Raw genomic sequence first — 17317 nt, 5'->3', positions numbered from 1 at the left:
TTCGCACCACCGGTTTCTGCCAATACTTTCGTAATCGCAGCAGTCAATGATGTTTTACCGTGGTCAACGTGGCCAATCGTTCCTATGTTGCAGTGCGGCTTGTTCCGCTCAAATTTTGCTTTAGACATCGCTTGTGTTCCTAAAAAACATGAAATAATGATTTTGTTTTAATTTGGAGCGGGTGATGGGAATCGAACCCACATAGCCAGCTTGGAAGGCTGGAGCTTTACCACTAAGCTACACCCGCTATGGTGGAAGGAGTAGGATTCGAACCTACGTAGACATCAGTCGGCAGATTTACAGTCTGCTGCCTTTAACCACTCGGCCATCCTTCCGATTTTTTTATCGTGCCGATCTTGTTATAGTTAAGGGATTTTGCGCATTTTTGTCAATGATTATTTGAACTTCTCCTAAAAATTAGCTAGAGTCTCATCAGCAGTCGATATATCACCCTGAAATGGCTTAAAAAATGAAAACAGCATCATATGATCTAAAGTTTCCCTCTCAGATTTCCGCGTTTTCAGAAATCATCGATTTGTACGATGTTTTTTTTATAGATTTGTGGGGGGTTACGCATAATGGCAAGGCTCCGTTTCCGGGCGCACTAGATTGTTTTGCGCAAATTAAAAAAGCGAACAAAAAAATATACTTACTGTCGAATGCACCCAGGATGCCAGAAATTGCGATCAGCAGACTGACAGAAATGGGTGTGGCACGAAACCTTTATGAGACGATTCACACATCGGGTCTTGAGTGTCATCTGCATTTGCGGGATCGGTTGGACGATTTTTATCGGTCGCTTGGGACTAAGCTTATCCATATTGGTCCTGAAAGGGATCGCAATTTATTTGAAACGCTGGATTATGATGCCGTTTCCAATATTGACCAGGCCGATTTTATGCTTGTCACAGGAACCGATCAGTGGGATGACACCCTTGCTGATTACGAACCGATTTTACAAGTCGCCCATCAACGCCAGATGCCATTGGTCTGTGCCAATGCTGACAAACGCGTCATGATTGGTGATGAAGTAGCCATTTGTTCCGGTGCCATCGCCGCCCGATATCAGGAAATGGGGGGACGTGTTCGGTCCCACGGAAAGCCCAGTACCACGGTTTATAAAACCCTGCATGAAATGGCCAACCAAGACGCTGGATTGACCGTTCAGCCGGGCAGAATCCTTATGATTGGGGATTCCCTGGCCACAGACATCACCGGGGCGGACGCATATGGGATTGATTCCCTATTTGTATTAAGTGGTATTCACGGCGGGGATTTGCTTCCCTACCGAAATGACGAGGCTCTTTTTCAAGAAAAAGTTACTACGCTCATAAAAACCTATGGCGCAGCCCCAACGTATCTATCCAACGCGCTGGCATAAGACTGCCAATGCTCACTACATTCTGTTTGCTTTCTTCATGCAACGCGCCACATTTTTGTCCAGCTCAAGCCTTCCTTCTTTTCCGGCGGCATAATAATTTTTGCAACGCATTTCGGTTCTTCGTTCCGTAGCAAATTCACTTACATCCACCCCCTTGACGCCTTTTTCATTTTGCATTTCTTTGCGTATGCAATTATTCACAAGCGATTCAAGATTAACTTGTGTGCACATATCGAGCTTAGCTTCTTCTGTTTCCTTCGCACTAAAGGAACTCAGTGCACTTTCCGAACTTCTTGAGCTTCTCGAATAACTCCGGTCCTGCATTGAGCTTTCGCTGATTGAATTTTCACGACTGTTTGGAGGTGTTGACATGTCTTGTGTTTGTGCCATGCTTGGCGTCATTTCACCAAAAGCGACCATGGAAACTCCCAAGCCCAAACAAAAAATAGCTTTCTTCATAAAGACTCTCCTTGTATGTTAAGCATAAATAACAGATAAACAGATCCCCGCTTTCACGGGGATTGTTAACAAAGACTTTATTCGTCGTCTTTTTTTGTATTTTCCGCTTTTTTCTTTGGACGAGGGCATTTGTCTGCGACAATCTTATTGGCGTCTTCGATGTTTCCAGCCTTAAGATCATCGCACTTACTATTTGTTGCGCTGTCGTTTGGATCCTTGGCTGCGGCCTTACATTCTTTATATAGCTCATCCAAACCTTCCTGCATACAAGGCGTTATGACGGTTTTTTCCTTTTTTGTCGTTTCTGTCATACCGTTTCCACCGAATGCGACCATGGAAATTCCCAATCCCAAACAAAAAATAACTTTCTTCATAGATAGTCTCCTGATAATTTGATTTACTGTTAATCAAATTAAGGATAATCATAAAAGTATTAAAAAAACGTTAATCTGCTGTTTTGATCTGAGAAATTTTTAGGGCTGGCTTGTTTCTGTCCGGTCCATGGGGCGTGGACCTGGCCAAAAGAACGGGTTGAAAGCAACCTCCCAAAGATGATCGTCCAGGTCTGAAAAATATCCGGAAAAACCACCCCAATCAGTTTCCTGGGCAGGCTTTATGATTTTAGCGCCGGCATCCTCTGCTTGTTTTAAAACCAACATAACCTGCTCCTTGCTCTCTACAACATGAGCAAGCGTCGCCCCCCTAAAGCCCGATCCATTGCCGGCGACCGTGGCATCACCAGCTAACAATTCCCATGGGTAAAGCGCAAGCCAGGTTCCATTCAACGCAAAAAATGAAACATTCCCTTGAAAGGCCAGCTTTGGAAGACCAAGACCACGTTCGTAAAAAGCTGTAGCCCGCTCCAGATTATGTGTGCCAAGTGTAACAATGTTTATTCTTGGTTCCATGAAAACCCCCCGAATTTAATGTGTTCTTATGGATCCCCACCTTCGCGGGGATTGACAGTAATGCATTGGGAACGATAGGCAATGGATACATAGAAAAAACTAAACGTGCATAATATCTTTTTGCTTGGTCACCAGGTGTTCATCGATTTTTTTGATATGTCCATCGGTCAAGGTCTGCATTTCATCGGACAGGCGCTTGTGAGTGTCCTCGCAAATCTCTTTGTCTTTTTCCAGCTTTTTGAGAAGCTCCATCCCATCACGCCGAACATTTCGAACGCTAATTTTGGCATCCTCGGCATATTTACCGGCTATTTTAGCCAATTCTTGGCGCCTTTGTTCGGTCAATATGGGAAGCGGAACCCGAATTGATTGACCATCAACGGCAGGATTCAATCCCAAACCAGATTCACGAATGGCTTTTTCTACGGCCTTCACCAGGGCCTTGTCCCAAACCTGAACAGATAGCAACCTTGGTTCTGGCGCGCTGACTGTACCAACCTGGCTAAGTGGGGATAAACTTCCGTAAGCATCAACCTTGATGGGATCGAGCAGGTTAACCGATGCTCTGCCAGCCCGAATTCCAACATATTCCCGAAGCAGCACGTCGACGGCTGAATCCATGCGCCTGTCGAAATCTTTTAATCGGTCATCAATTTTCGCATTAGACATTATTGTCATCCTCGTTATATTTTTTAATCTATCGAATCAACGTGAACGTTCCGGTCCCATGAATTGTATTATAAAAACCGTTTGGTTCATAAATGGAAAACACGGCAATCGGAATTTTATTATCTTTAATTAATGTAAAAGCAGTTTCATCCATGATTTTTAGCTGCAAACGCAAAACATCGTCGTAACTTATGATCGGCAAAAATTCCGCATCATTTGAAAGCTTTGGATCTTTTGTGTAAACACCCGAAACCTTTGTCGCCTTTAGCAACAAATCACAAGAAAGTTCTGATGCACGCAATGCAGCGGCTGTATCAGTTGTAAAAAATGGATTTCCCGTGCCGGCAACACAAATAACGACCCGCCCCTTTTCCATGTGGCGACTAGCACGTCTTTGGCTGTAGGGTTCGCCAATTGTTGGCATCGAAATAGCCGACATCACGCGACAGTGGATACCGATGGATTCAATGGCGCTTCGCAAAGCCAATCCATTAATAACCGTCGCCAGCATCCCCATCTGGTCGGATGTCGTGCGATCCATAGCATGACGGGCCGCCCCATCAAGGCCCCGGTAGATGTTTCCCCCACCCACGACAATGACGACTTCTGTGCCACCATCATGGACGCGCTTGATGTCTTGGGCGATTTTTTCCACCATCCTTGGATCAATCCCAAAAGATTGTTCCGCCGATTGTTCCGCGCTGGCAAGGGCTTCGCCGGATATCTTTAACAAAACACGTTTATACATATCCGGCCGCAACTTTCCTTGGATTATCCAGCAATACCGGCTTGGGCTTGAACCTCGGCAGCAAAGTCAGATTGTGCCTTTTCAATTCCTTCGCCCAACGCATAGCGGACAAATCCTGTTAATTTTACAGGGTGACCAAGCTCTTGGGCGGCTTGCTCAACAATCTGTGAAATCTTTGTTTTACCATCGATCACATAAACCTGTTCCAATAAAACGACTTCTTCGTAATATTTGCGAACGCGACCCTCGACCATTTTTTGAATGACTTCTTCTGGACGACCCGAAGCCCGAGCTTGGTCAATCAGAATATTTCGCTCGCGTTCCAACAGAGACGCATCCACATCAGCAATAGCCAAAGCCTGGGGGGCAGCAGCAGCCACATGCATGGCCAGCTTTTTCCCAAGATCTTGCAATTTCGCTGTGTCTGGGGCAGATGATTCCAATGCAACCAAAACACCAATACGACCAAGGCCAGGCGCTGTTGCATTATGAATATACGTTGCCACAATGCCGTCTTTAACTTCCAACCTTGTCAACCGACGAAGGTTCATATTTTCCCCAATGACCGCAACCAGGCGCGTCATTTCATCGGCAACCGTGGCTGATTCACCCTGAAAGGCGGCCTCGGCCAATTCTTCTACTGTGCAATCCTTTTGTAGTACGATTGTCGCAACTTGGCTGACAAAGCCTTGGAATTGTGGATTTCTGGCAACGAAGTCTGTTTCAGCGTTAACCTCCACGACGGCACCAACCCGGCCTCCGCCAGCAATTCCGACAAGTCCCTCGGCTGCAATGCGCCCCGCTTTTTTGGCGGCGGCGGCTAATCCTTTTTTACGCAACCAATCAACGGCAGCCTCTAGATCACCATCGACTTCATTCAACGCCTTTTTGCAATCCATCATTCCGGCGCCGGTTTTCTCACGCAGTGTTTTAACAAGTAATGCTGTTATTTCAGCCATTTTATTTCCTCTTATTCCCTCGAAATTATATTATGCGCTTATAGCAGTTTCTTCGATCAAGTCATCATCCGAAAGATCGGCAGCTTCCCCAATGTCAATACCGGCAGAAACCATTTCTGCTTGCAATCCATCAAGGATAGCGCCTGCGATTAAATCGCAATACAAATTGATTGCACGAATCGCGTCATCATTCCCCGGGATCGCATAAGCAATTCCGTCTGGATTAGAGTTGCTATCGATTACAGCAATAACGGGTATACCAAGCTTGTTGGCCTCTTGGACGGCGATTTCTTCTTTGTTGGTGTCAATCACAAACAAAATGTCAGGCAACCCCCCCATGTCACTAATACCACCAATAGCAAGCTCGAGCTTGTCATAATCGCGCTGTATCTTAAGAGTTTCTTTTTTTGTCAACCCTTCTGGTCTTCCCAGAATCTCTTCCATTTCTTTCAATCGTTTGATGGATTGATTCACGGTTTTCCAGTTTGTCAACAGACCACCCAACCAACGATGGTTGATGTAATATTGACCGCAACGCTTTGCAGAATCCTTGATCTTTTCGGATGCTTGGGATTTTGTTCCAACGAACAACACGCGACCGCCACGGGCCACTGTATCACGAACAACTTGCATTGACCGTTGTAGCATCGGAACTGTTTGTTCCAAATCGATGATATGAATCCCATTTCTAACGCCAAAAATATAAGGGGACATTTTTGGATTCCAACGACGAGTAACGTGACCATAGTGCAAACCAGCTTCTAAAAGCTGACGCATTGTAAATGAAGGCATAGACATATAAAAAAAACTCCTAAAATTTTCCGATTAAAACCGCCTGGACGCTCATGATTTCCCAAAGGAAACATCGGATGGCTAGACAATAACGATCCAGCCAAACGTCCAGTATGGAACTGTTCAATAACACTTATACCTTTGTTTATGGGATTTGGCTAGTTTTTTCGTGTGAGTTTTTCGTGTGCGTGGGATATATTATACTCAACTCCCCAATCGTTCAATCGTACTTGTGGTGCTGTGTCCGGCCTTTAGCTCTGCCAACAAAACTTCCCCACCATGGCGTTGCACGATATCGGCCCCAACAACGCGGTCGATTGTGTAATCCGCCCCTTTGACCAACACATCGGGCAACAATGCACAAATAAGATCGAACGGGGTGTCCTCCTCAAAAATGACAACAGCATCCACCATGCCCAGGGCGGCCAGAACGTGCGCACGCGTTTCCTCTGATTGAACGGGGCGACTGTCCCCCTTTAAACGTTTAACGGATGCATCGCTGTTCAATCCAATGATAAGTTTATCACATGCAGCCGCACATTGTTGTAACAGGGACAAATGCCCCAAATGCAACAAATCAAAACATCCATTGGTAAATCCAACTTTCAATCCCTGACGACGCCAATCTTTTAGCCGATCCACTGCATTCGTCACCGTCAGAACCTTTTGGGCACCGTGAAGCGAATCATGGTGATGCCCGATGCTTGCCTGCAATTCATCGATGGAAACCGTCGATGTCCCAACCTTTCCAACGGCAATTCCAGCGGCCGTATTGGCCAAACGACAGGCTTCCCACAGGGATAAATTTTCCGCCAAACCAACAGCAAGGGCTGCCACAACGGTATCCCCGGCCCCTGACACATCAAAGACTTCCCTGACCTGGGCGGGTGCTTGTTGGGCATGATCCGCGCCCTGAACCAAGGTTATCCCCTGGGCCCCTTGTGTGACCAAAACTGATTCAAACCCAAATTGTTGACGAATAGTGTTGGCAGCGTCGACAACCATCGCTTGTGATGTCAGGGATTGTCCGGCTATTTCTGTCAATTCTTTTTGATTTGGCGTAATCAACGTCGCCCCTTTGTAAGGTTCGTAATTGCGGCCCTTTGGATCCACGATAATCGGAAATGTTTCACCAGTCAGATCGCGCACCAGGTCGATAATTTTTTTGCACAAATCAGATTTAAAAATCCCCTTGTTGTAATCCGACAAAACAAGCACCTGGCATTCGGGCAAAAATGCGCGAACTTGGCGCAGGATTTCATCCTCTGTCGCGGCAGCACAGGGTAAAATAACTTCGTCATCGACACGCAAAAGCTGCTGCCCCTGGGCAATAAATCGCGTCTTTCGGGTCGTTTTCCTGTTTTTTTCCGCAATCAAAACCGTTCGACAGTTTGAAATGGCATCCAGGTGATCCCGCGTTGTTTGGCCAGGGCTGTCATCACCGATAACACTTATGAATATAACATTCCCCCCAAGGGAGGCTATGTTTCGCACAACGTTACCAGCGCCACCCACAACCGTAAAATCCCGGGATGTTCGCAAAATGGGCACCGGCGATTCTGGTGAAATCCGATCAACCCCGCCATAAACAAAGCGATCCAACATAACATCGCCAATACACAGAATTGTTGCCGCAGAGAAATCGAGCGTGGAGGGTAGAGACATGGGGGTTTCCATAAATACAGAGGTTAATTTTTGTACAGATTATTTTAAATCAAGAACATTTACAATGGCGGCAAACACCCTGAATCACTCAGATTTCCAAAGCGTGTTAGCTTACCATCAAAGAACAGCTTTATTGTCCCAACAGGGCCATGACGTTGTTTTGAAATAATGACTTCTGCTTGGTTGTATATAGATGACATTCGTTTTTGCCATTCCTGATATTTCTCCGTACCTTCGGGGGGTTCTTTTCGGGATTCGTAATATTCCTCACGAAACACAAACATGACAACGTCGGCGTCTTGTTCGATCGATCCTGATTCCCTAAGGTCGGACAGCTGGGGACGTTTATCATCACGTTGCTCAACCGCACGCGATAATTGGGATAATGCTAACACGGGGACGCTCAGCTCCTTTGCCAATCCTTTTAATGCCCTGGTGATTTCAGAGATTTCCTGAACGCGATTACTGTCCCCGCCGCGCCTGTTTCCGCCGGCCTCTAGCAATTGCAAATAATCAATCACGATCAACCCAATATTATGCTGCCGTTTCAGACGTCGCGCACGATTACGCAAGCTTGTGATGGTTAACGCCGGCGTGTCATCAATAAACAAGCCGATCGAATTAATTTGCCGGCTAACCTCCACAAATTTGGGGAAATCATCAGCCCGAATTTCCCCCCGGCGAATTTTATCCGATGAAATGCCGGATTCGCTGGATAAAATACGAGTAGCCAATTGTTCCGCTGACATTTCCAGGGAAAAAAATGCCACATTAGCCCCATCAACACCGTGCTCTGCATAATATTTGGCCGCATTAAACGCCAGGTTTGTCGCCAGCGCCGTTTTCCCCATCGATGGTCGACCCGCCAAAATCAACAGATCGGACGGATGCAATCCCCCAAGCCATTTATCAAGGTCGATAAACCCGGTTGTCACACCAACGATGCGACTGTCGCGCTTATAGGCAATCTCCGCGGTCGTAATCGCCTGGGTCAAGGCCTCGCGGAATGAAATTGGCCCTGATGTTGCTTGCCCTTTTGTGGCAAGGTCATAGAGCTTCTTTTCGGCTTCCTCTATGTGGCTGGTGGCCGATTGATCAATTTCGTGTTTTTTCGCATCCTGGACAATTTCCTGGCCAATTTGAATCAGCTGACGACGCAGATAAAGATCATGAATCAGCCGTCCATAATCCGCAACACTGATGACAGACACAACCCCATTCGCCAAATCGATCAGGTATTTAACCCCGCCAACCGGTTCCAAAAAATCATCCTTGATCAAAAAATCTTTCAAGGTGATTGGATCAGCAATATGCCCCTTGTCCACCAGGCGCAAAATCGCGTCATAAATACGGCTATGAATGGGGTTGGCAAAGTGTTCAGTCCGCAGGAAATCGCTGACATGTTCCAGGACCGCGTTATTAAGCAACAATGCCCCCAGCAACGCTTGCTCCGCCTCCAGGTTATAGGGCAGCGGATCATTAAGAACGGCCTGCGTAGCGGGAAGCGGGGATTGCTGAACCGGGGTCAAAAAATTCTGTGTCGGGGCTGTTGGGGCATTCATCATTAAAGGGGATCAACTTTTTATCGGTCTGGTATGTCTTTATATAACAATTCTTGTGCGTCTTAACCAACTTTTAATGATTCTGACCCATATTAAAAAGTAACAGTACTGTTTTCGGATACTATATCAAATGCTTTATAAAAAATGCCTTCCCGTTTGTTTCGGCCTTTTGTCTGTCTTTTTCTGTAACAGCGTATTCGGATATTCGGATGGGGGACGATACGAAAGACCTGATTCCATTCAAAGTCAATATCCAGAACGCTATTATGAACAGCCAGCGCCCGTTGAAAAACCCGAAGATCTAGGGGCGGATGCTTTCTTAACCCTTACCCAAGAAGCGTCAAAAATTACCGAAACACAAGCACGCAACGGTAAACTAGAGGAACTTTCCAGCATCATTGATCAAATAAACCTAAAATTGAGGGAAAAAAGCGATACCATTCCGCAGCTAAGATTAACCATGCAGACATTGGCGGGAAAATTGAATCATGTCCTCTCGAAGGTTAAAAACGATATCAATGCCATTCCCTTTGAGACTGGGGCTTTTCTGTACAAAGCCTTATCGAACGAGGGGAAAAAACAATTTAGCGAGGGTGGACGGCGCATTATCCCAACAAGCCTGGAGGATTATGCGCGAAAATCTGCTGCCGAAAAAAAATTGATCGAATTCAAACAAGATGATCTAATTATATTGCTTATTCAAAAAATTGAATCCAATCATGCAGAAATCCAATCCCGCCCAGATTGTTTGCGCAAAGACCGCGAGACTTTGATCAATTTCAAAAGACAATTACCAGCAGACAAGAATTTGGGCCTTTTTCAGAAAATTGATTCCTATTTGGGTGCCCTTCAAAAGCATGAAAGGGAGGAGCCTCTTTTGCCCATTATTCTTCAGGCCATCTATGGGGAGGCGCGTCATTCTTTAAGCGCAGAAAGGTTCCAGAGTTTGCTGGAAGCAGTGCCGTCATTACAGCTTACCCCAGGTCAGCCGTCTGATGCCTGGATGAAAATCAAGGAAAAAGAATCAGAGGAGCTTGTCTATCCCTGGATCAACAAACAAGAACAGACAGCAAAAGCAGAGGAAAAGAAAAATGTCCTCGACAATACCAAAGACAGCCTTGCTAAAACAAAAGATGGCCTGCAGAAAACCGTTCAGGCCAAAGCCGGAACAGCCCTGGCTGGCGCCCAAAATGCAGCAATAGGCCTTGTCACAAAACAGCTTGGTGGGTTATTGGGTGGATTTGGGCTGAAGTAATTGGTAATAGTGTGGACGCATTGCCCGTTAATTGCTAGATTAGATGGATCTTAAATAAGCAAGTTTAAATCAAACAGGAGCATCCCGATGGCAAACGAAAACAATGAAGGTACAGTCCCCTTTCAAATAATGGCACAATATGTAAAGGATTTGTCATTTGAGAATCCAACCCCCCTTAATCGACCCACAGAAGAAACAGACGAACAACCACAAATCACCGTAGACATCCAGGTTGGCGTAAATCCCATTCAAAACAAACTGTTTGAGGTGACTCTTGACCTTACGATTGATGCGAAAAACGAAGACGATCAAATGTTTTTGTTGGAATTAAGCTATGCGGGCGTCGTGGCCCTAGAAGGAATCCCAGAGGAGATGGAAGACCCAATCCTGATGGTTCACACACCAACATTACTGTTCCCGTTTGTTCGGAATATTGCCAGCGACGTTATTCGTGACGGCGGTTTCCCACCGTTTATGTTGGCTCCAGTTAATTTTGCGTACATGTATCAACAACAACTCGCAGAAAATAACGAGGGCGCAGAAGATTCAGTAACGAAACATTAGAAGTAGTTCAACAAACCTATATTCTCTATGATAGTTCAGTTGTTTATTTGATCATAAAAAATGATCTCCCTTCCTCCCGCGACTTGATCGCGGGATCCACAATGGAATACATGGTTCCCGTGGTCAAGCCACGGGATGACGGGAGTGTTCGTTGAGATGTTACGAAAAAACAAATGGCAGAAAAATTTGTGCAAAATGGGGAGATTTCCCTTTGGACAGAAGATTTTGGGGATGCATCCGATCCAACTGTTTTATTGATGCGTGGGATCGGTGGGACGGGTGTAACCTGGAGTCTTTCTTTTTGCGAATTCTTAGTGAAAAATGGATACCATGTAATCAGATATGATCAACGGGATTCAGGCTTATCCAGCTATGTTGATTACAATCACCATCCCTATCGCCTTATTGACTTAGCGGCGGATGTTGTTTGTATCCTTGATTCATACAGGGTTAAAAAAGCCCACGTTATTGGTATTTCAATGGGTGGTTTTGTTTCTCAAATGGTGGCAATTCATTTTCCTGAACGTGTCAAAACGCTGACCCTTTTTTCCTCCACTCTTAATTTTAGGCCTCAGATTTTAGCGGCGTTTGGAATTAGCACAGGATGGATGAAGCTTCCGGGTCCCAAGAGTGATGTCGTAAGAACCCTAAAAACCGCTTTATCTCACCCTGATGACTCTCTGGTTTTAACAGATGATGATTTCTTGGTTCATCAGTATGTGGAATTGGCAAAGATTTGTAATGGAGGAAACGCGCCATTTGATCCACAAGAATGGAAAGATGAATTGGATATAATTCGTAAGCACGAAAATTTTCAAGGGCAACCCTATGGAATTTCCAACTCTGCTCACGCTGTTGCAAAAGGCCCGATTCATATTCATAGTGAAAAAATAAGGTGCCCAGTTTTAATTATTCATGGGTCGCGTGATCCCATTATTCCGGTTAAACATGCTCGTGCGCTGGCCCATGCTATTCCTAATGCAAAAAGGATTATTGTGTATGGGATGGGGCATGCCATTTCACAGAAATATTTTGATGAAATTATAGACGTAGCCCTTGTAAATTTTTTGCGCGATTCCTCCGCTGAAACAAACAAGCCCATGGTCCACGAACGAATCGCAACAGATGTTTGCAACTTTTGGCATAATCTTTTTTCGGTATTTTGGCACAAGGCTTAAAATTATTGGTTTTGGCGGGAAGTTATACCATTTTCAAAAAAACAGAGGCAGATCACTTCACACAACTTCTGACGACACAGACTGAATCACACCTGTTAAGTCATGAAGCACGCGGGCCAGCAACAATTCATCATCACCCTGGGCCATCAGCCGGATTACAGGCTCTGTCCCTGAACGCCTGACAAGCAAATGCCCGTGCGGTAACAGATGATCCTCTGCTTTTCGAATGGCTTGTTGTATAACGGGATGAGCCAGATCAACAGGATGCGCGGTTCGAACGTTCCTTAGGATCTGCGGCACAGGGGCAAACGTATGGCCCAATTCGCTGGCTTTTCGTTTTTCCTGTTGCATCAGGCTTAGCACCTGCAATGCAGCAATCAAACCATCGCCAGTCGTTGCATAATCATTCAATACAATATGGCCGGATTGTTCACCACCAACATTGCATCCTTTTTCTTTCATCGTTTCCAATACGGATCGATCCCCAACAGATGCGCGATAAAGTGTCAGCCCCTTGGTTTCTAAATACCGTTCGAACCCCAAGTTTGACATAACCGTTCCAACAACCCCATCACCCTTGAGCATTCCCCGTTCATACCAAACAGATGCTATCAGTGCCATAAGCTGATCTCCATCCAGGATACGCCCTTTTTCGTCGATCATGATCAGTCGATCCGCGTCGCCATCCAGAGCAATCCCCACGTTTGATTCGGTTTCAAGGACTTGCTTTTGAAGGGCAGCAAGGTCCATCACACCACATCCGTCGTTGATGTTCGACCCATTGGGATCAACCGCCAACGCCACGACGTCTGCACCCAATTCCCAAAGAACGCGCGGGGCAACCTTGTATGCGGCACCATGCGCACAATCCACAACAATCTTTAACCCATCCAGCCTTTGTCCACGGGGGAAGGTCGCCTTGGCGAATTCGATGTATCGCCCAGCCGCATCATCCAATCGCTTTGCCTTGCCCAGCTGTGATACAGGGGCCAGGGGGACATCTTCGAAAGTCAACGCCTCGATGGCTTGCTCCTCGTCATCTGATAGCTTGGATCCATCGGATGTAAAAAATTTAATCCCGTTGTCCTGATAGGGGTTATGGGATGCAGAAATCATAACACCCAAATTCGCCCGCAATGACCGTGTTAGCATCGCAACCGCTGGCGTTGGAAGCGGCCCCAAAAGGATCACATCAATACCCATGGCAACAAATCCAGATACCAAAGCCGATTCGACCATATATCCAGACAAACGAGTATCTTTGCCAATAACAACCGTAAATCGATGGTCGCCATGAACATAGGGCTTTGGAAGATTATTCAAAAAATAATGCCCCGCAGCAATAGCCAGCTTTAAAACCACATCCGGCGTCATGGGCCAAGAATTTGCGGTTCCCCGAACGCCATCTGTTCCAAATAATTTTTTCATCGTTATTCAGCCGCAGCGGGAGCAGGAGACGGAGCAGCGGACGCGCCCGCTGTTGGTACGCTCACTGGACGACCACCACCGGATTCAGATGGGGTGATTTCTGGCAACACTCCACCCTCTAGCAGAATCTTGATTTCATCCCCACTAAGCGTTTCGCGTTCCAACATAGCATTCGCTAACGTGTGAAGATCCTTTGATTTCGCTTTCAACAGGGATTCAGCCTGTTCGTAACATTTTGCTAACAGGGATCGAACCTCCTCGTCAACCAACTGGGCGGTTGATTCCGATAGGGTTTTCTGCTGCCCAAAGGAATGTCCTGAAAACCCATCATCCTGTTGACTGCCGAAATTTTCGAAACCCAATCGTTCGCTCATCCCCCATTCGGTAACCATCCGTCGGGCAATACTGGTGGCCATCTTAATGTCTGACGATGCACCGGTTGTAACCTTGTCCGTGCCGAAAACCATTTCTTCGGCGATACGTCCACCCATGGCCACAATCAGATCGGCCACCAATTTAATCCTCGACATAGAAATACGATCACCCTCTGGCAGCCGCATGACCATACCCAACGCACGTCCGCGAGGAATGATTGTCGCTTTGTGAATCGGATCCGAATCAGGCGTATAGTACGCAATAATTGCATGCCCTGATTCATGATAGGCGGTCAGGCGTTTTTCCTCGTCCGTCATCACCATTGACCGCCGTTCAGCACCCATCATAACTTTGTCTTTGGCTTGTTCAAATTCGGGCATACCGACAGCCAATTTCCCACGACGGGCCGCCATCAGCGCAGCCTCATTCACAAGGTTTGCTAAATCCGCGCCCGAGAACCCCGGGGTACCACGTGCAATCACTTTCGTGTCAATGTTGGGCGCCAAGGGAACTTTTTTCATGTGGACTTTAAGGATTTTTTCACGTCCCAAAACATCGGGATTGGGAACAACAACCTGGCGATCAAAACGACCTGGACGCAATAATGCAGGGTCCAAAATGTCCGGGCGGTTGGTTGCAGCAACCAAAATGACGCTTTGATTTTCCTCGAACCCATCCATTTCAACCAAAAGCTGATTCAGTGTTTGTTCACGTTCGTCGTTCCCGCCGCCCATACCGGCGCCACGGTGTCGACCAACCGCATCAATTTCATCAATGAACACAATACAAGGGGCGCTTTTCTTAGCTTGTTCGAACATATCGCGGACACGACTGGCCCCAACACCAACAAACATTTCAACGAAATCAGACCCTGATATACTAAAGAACGGAACCTCAGCCTCGCCAGCGATCGCACGCGCCAGCAACGTTTTACCCGTACCGGGAGGGCCAACCAACAGCACACCCTTTGGAATTCGCCCACCCAGACGTTGGAATTTTTGGGGATCTTTCAGAAAATCAACAATTTCTTGAAGCTCTTGCTTGGCCTCGTCAATGCCGGCGACATCATCAAACGTAACTTTCGTTGTTTTTTCGCCCAGCAACCGGGCCCGCGACCGACCAAAGCCCATCGCCTTGTTACCGCCGGATTGCATTTGTCTAAAGGAATAAAATGTCAGACCGGCAATCAACAAAATTGGTAACCACGGCAGAATAAGGTGAAGCAGGGAAATTTCATGTACCTCGGGAACGGCGCGAACAATCACGCCCTTTTCCAGCATTTTTTGCACAGCCAAGGGGTTCTCAGGCGCGTAGGTTAAAAATGCTTTGCCTTCCCGCGTTTTCCCCAGAATATTGGGGCCACTGATTGTGACCTCCTCTATCTTGTTGTCCTGTACATCCCCCATAAACTGGGAATACGGCATAGACTGCATCCCCGATTGCGAGGATGATGAACCAGGAAAAACCTGAAAGATAACAAAAAGAATCGCCGATATAACGGCCCATATCAATAAATTTCGTGTCGTACTATTCAAGATGTTCCCCTTTTTATAAACACAGTGAAAATACACCATTTCACATGCTGATGGTACCATTTTTCAACAGAAAGCAGGGAAAGATTTTATATGGCATCACTGCCAACCACACCCAGGATGAATGAAAAAGACAAATCCAATCATCCCAAATCATTTAAAAGCCTGTGAATTTGACCCGTTAAATAGAAAGGAATCGATAAAAGCGTGTAAGAAGTTTCTGCTTTATCTGTGTTTTTTACAGCAACAGGTGTAACGCTTGGAAGATCATTATTGATGCGCACAGCAAGCGAGAGATGTTTTAGGTTCATAAAAAAATGGAGTGACTTTAGGCTTCCGGTGCTTCCTGATTTAACTTCAATCGGGATGATGTGGTCTTTATGTTCCAGTAAATAATCGATTTCAGCGCTTGATCCTTTTTCCTCGCGCCGCCAGTAATACAACGCTGGCTCTTGATAGAATGGAAACAGACACCGCAGCATCTGACCAACGACTTGCTCTGAAATTCCGCCCTCGATCGTTGTTTTAGAGAAAGAGAAGTTAGTCCCTAAAAAACGATTCGCAAGCCCTGTATCAAGGAAAATCTGCTTAAAGGCTTTGTCTTTGACCTCCGCCGCTAAAGGAACGCCATTGCCAGAAGAATTTTGAACAACGTGACAAAGTCGTGCCTTGTTAAACAGGGATAAAATTTGTTTTGCAGCTGATGACTGTATGGATGGATCTGCCTTTGAACAGACAAATTTTTCGCCCAACTGTGAGGGAATCGCTTTTAACAGGGTATCAAGTCTTTGAACATCGATTCGACCTTTATATTTAAAAAAATCATCACGATATGTTGACAGCAGATCTTGCTGCAGAATCATAATGGATTCTATTGATTGATCGTCAATCCACCGCGATACTGCCGCAGGCATTCCCCCTATCTGGAGATATCGTCTAAAGTGATTCTGCAGGCTTTGATGGATCGCAATAGGAATTGCAAACGGGAGTGTTATTTTACGGATATAATCCAGCAGCGTTTCCAAGCCTTGAGCGCATAAAAATTCCTCAAAAGAGAGGGGCTCAAGATGGAGATACGTAATTCGTCCCACGGGCATGCTTCCACTATGTGACTGAAGGGTAAATTCAAGCAATGATCCTGCCGCAACAACAGAAAGCTCTGGGGTTTCCTCATAAAACCATCGAAGCTTAGCCAATATCTCTGGGGCTTCTTGGATTTCGTCTAAAAAAAGCAAACTGGAAGCAGGAGTTATTTTTGTCCCAAGATATACCTCCAAGTTCTGCAGAATGCTTTTTGGGTTATTGTCGTCAAAAAGCGATCTGATTTCGGGATCCCGCTCGAAATTAATTTCAATCAATTTTTTTTCGGTATTTTTTGAAAGCTCTCTGACTAGCCATGTCTTTCCAACTTGCCGCGCACCCCTTACAACAAGCGGTTTTCTGTCTTTACCAATAATCCAGTTTTGTTCGAGATAGGTTGATGCCGTTCTAAACATTTTATTTTTGCATCCAATGGGGAAGCCTTAGGGAAACAATATCCTAAAATCATAGCTTGATCAAGAAAAGAAGCGGTTCTTTTCTTTGGTTTTGTTGGATTTTACGGGGTTATTTTAATTGGTTATTTTTTAGAACATGGAAATGCTTATCAATACAAAATTTCTTCCACAGGCTGTCCTGGATTTAAAGGTACATCAGGCCCTTGTATATACCCCTTCCAGATCATTTTCCAGGGATGATGATCTGAAAATTGTCAGTAATTCGATCAACCAACATGTCGACTATACTTGGTATCGTATTTGACATAAAATTAAAAATAGCTTCTGAGAATTTTTTAAACGTTTC

17 protein-coding genes and 2 tRNA genes are annotated in these 17317 nt (G+C 45.8%); 4 read left to right on the top strand and 15 right to left on the bottom strand.

Annotation, left to right across the window (positions count from 1 at the left end; genetic code table 11):
• From NTX76_01765 to NTX76_01755, 3 genes are all read right to left on the bottom strand, one after another.
• A partial coding sequence (locus tag NTX76_01765) for a GTP-binding protein (GenBank protein ID MCX7337994.1) occupies window positions 1-128 on the bottom strand: 128 nt, incomplete at its 3' end.
• Between the two features lie 45 nt (window positions 129-173).
• Window positions 174-247: transfer RNA gene (locus NTX76_01760), tRNA-Gly, on the bottom strand.
• 2 nt (window positions 248-249) lie between these two features.
• A tRNA-Tyr gene (locus tag NTX76_01755) sits at window positions 250-335 on the bottom strand.
• Between the two features lie 134 nt (window positions 336-469).
• Between NTX76_01755 and NTX76_01750 the strand changes: the two genes are divergently transcribed.
• On the top strand, window positions 470-1381 hold the full coding sequence (locus NTX76_01750; GenBank protein ID MCX7337993.1) for a TIGR01459 family HAD-type hydrolase: 912 nt from the start codon (window positions 470-472) through the stop codon (window positions 1379-1381).
• A 15-nt stretch (window positions 1382-1396) separates the two neighbouring features.
• Here the strand turns inward: NTX76_01750 and NTX76_01745 are convergent, their stop codons facing one another.
• The 9 genes from NTX76_01745 to NTX76_01705 all read right to left on the bottom strand — a co-directional run bounded on the left by NTX76_01745 (window position 1397) and on the right by NTX76_01705 (window position 9146).
• Entirely contained in the window at window positions 1397-1840 is a 444-nt protein-coding gene (locus NTX76_01745; protein MCX7337992.1) for a hypothetical protein, read from the bottom strand.
• Between the two features lie 77 nt (window positions 1841-1917).
• Complete coding sequence (locus NTX76_01740; protein ID MCX7337991.1) at window positions 1918-2214, bottom strand: hypothetical protein; 297 nt, start codon at window positions 2212-2214, stop codon at window positions 1918-1920.
• A gap of 99 nt (window positions 2215-2313) precedes the next feature.
• Window positions 2314-2748 carry a VOC family protein gene (locus tag NTX76_01735; GenBank protein MCX7337990.1) on the bottom strand — a complete coding sequence of 145 codons (435 nt, stop codon included), beginning with the start codon at window positions 2746-2748 and terminating at the stop codon, window positions 2314-2316.
• A 99-nt stretch (window positions 2749-2847) separates the two neighbouring features.
• Entirely contained in the window at window positions 2848-3417 is a 570-nt protein-coding gene (gene frr, locus NTX76_01730) for a ribosome recycling factor (GenBank protein ID MCX7337989.1), read from the bottom strand.
• 28 nt (window positions 3418-3445) lie between these two features.
• Window positions 3446-4165, bottom strand: a complete 720-nt coding sequence (gene pyrH, locus NTX76_01725) for a UMP kinase (protein ID MCX7337988.1) — start codon at window positions 4163-4165, stop codon at window positions 3446-3448.
• Between the two features lie 23 nt (window positions 4166-4188).
• Window positions 4189-5124, bottom strand: a complete 936-nt coding sequence (gene tsf / locus NTX76_01720) for a translation elongation factor Ts (protein MCX7337987.1) — start codon at window positions 5122-5124, stop codon at window positions 4189-4191.
• A gap of 30 nt (window positions 5125-5154) precedes the next feature.
• Window positions 5155-5922 carry a 30S ribosomal protein S2 gene (gene rpsB / locus NTX76_01715; GenBank protein MCX7337986.1) on the bottom strand — a complete coding sequence of 256 codons (768 nt, stop codon included), beginning with the start codon at window positions 5920-5922 and terminating at the stop codon, window positions 5155-5157.
• Window positions 5923-6120: 198 nt separating this feature from the next.
• A complete protein-coding gene (gene rfaE1 / locus NTX76_01710) occupies window positions 6121-7581 on the bottom strand; it encodes a D-glycero-beta-D-manno-heptose-7-phosphate kinase (protein MCX7337985.1) in 1461 nt (486 codons plus the stop codon).
• A 59-nt stretch (window positions 7582-7640) separates the two neighbouring features.
• Window positions 7641-9146, bottom strand: a complete 1506-nt coding sequence (locus NTX76_01705; protein MCX7337984.1) for a replicative DNA helicase — start codon at window positions 9144-9146, stop codon at window positions 7641-7643.
• A gap of 127 nt (window positions 9147-9273) precedes the next feature.
• Here NTX76_01705 and NTX76_01700 point away from each other — a divergent pair, with 127 nt between their 5' ends.
• The 3 genes from NTX76_01700 (at window position 9274) to NTX76_01690 (ending at window position 12140) form a co-directional block, all read left to right on the top strand.
• Window positions 9274-10398, top strand: coding sequence for a hypothetical protein (locus NTX76_01700; GenBank protein MCX7337983.1), 1125 nt, complete (start codon window positions 9274-9276; stop codon window positions 10396-10398).
• An 87-nt stretch (window positions 10399-10485) separates the two neighbouring features.
• Window positions 10486-10962: a protein-export chaperone SecB gene (secB, locus tag NTX76_01695; protein ID MCX7337982.1), complete on the top strand. Its 477-nt coding sequence runs from the start codon at window positions 10486-10488 to the stop codon at window positions 10960-10962.
• Between the two features lie 173 nt (window positions 10963-11135).
• Window positions 11136-12140 (top strand): alpha/beta hydrolase, encoded by a 1005-nt coding sequence (locus NTX76_01690; protein MCX7337981.1) that lies wholly within the window; start codon window positions 11136-11138, stop codon window positions 12138-12140.
• Between the two features lie 57 nt (window positions 12141-12197).
• On the opposite strand, the gene glmM is transcribed toward NTX76_01690, so the two are convergent.
• From glmM to NTX76_01675, 3 genes are all read right to left on the bottom strand, one after another.
• The gene (gene glmM, locus NTX76_01685) at window positions 12198-13574 is read right to left on the bottom strand and encodes a phosphoglucosamine mutase (GenBank protein ID MCX7337980.1); all 1377 of its coding nucleotides are present in this window, start codon (window positions 13572-13574) and stop codon (window positions 12198-12200) included.
• Window positions 13571-15478, bottom strand: a complete 1908-nt coding sequence (gene ftsH, locus NTX76_01680) for an ATP-dependent zinc metalloprotease FtsH (GenBank protein ID MCX7337979.1) — start codon at window positions 15476-15478, stop codon at window positions 13571-13573. Before ftsH ends, glmM begins: the two co-directional genes overlap by 4 nt.
• A gap of 140 nt (window positions 15479-15618) precedes the next feature.
• Window positions 15619-16971: an AAA family ATPase gene (locus NTX76_01675; protein ID MCX7337978.1), complete on the bottom strand. Its 1353-nt coding sequence runs from the start codon at window positions 16969-16971 to the stop codon at window positions 15619-15621.
• Window positions 16972-17317 lie beyond the last annotated feature (346 nt).

This window comes from Alphaproteobacteria bacterium (genome assembly GCA_026400645.1).
Lineage (GTDB): Bacteria > Pseudomonadota > Alphaproteobacteria > Paracaedibacterales > CAIULA01 > JAPLOP01.
Note: the sequence above shows the minus strand (reverse complement) of the source record. Positions and strands in the feature narration are given on the sequence as shown.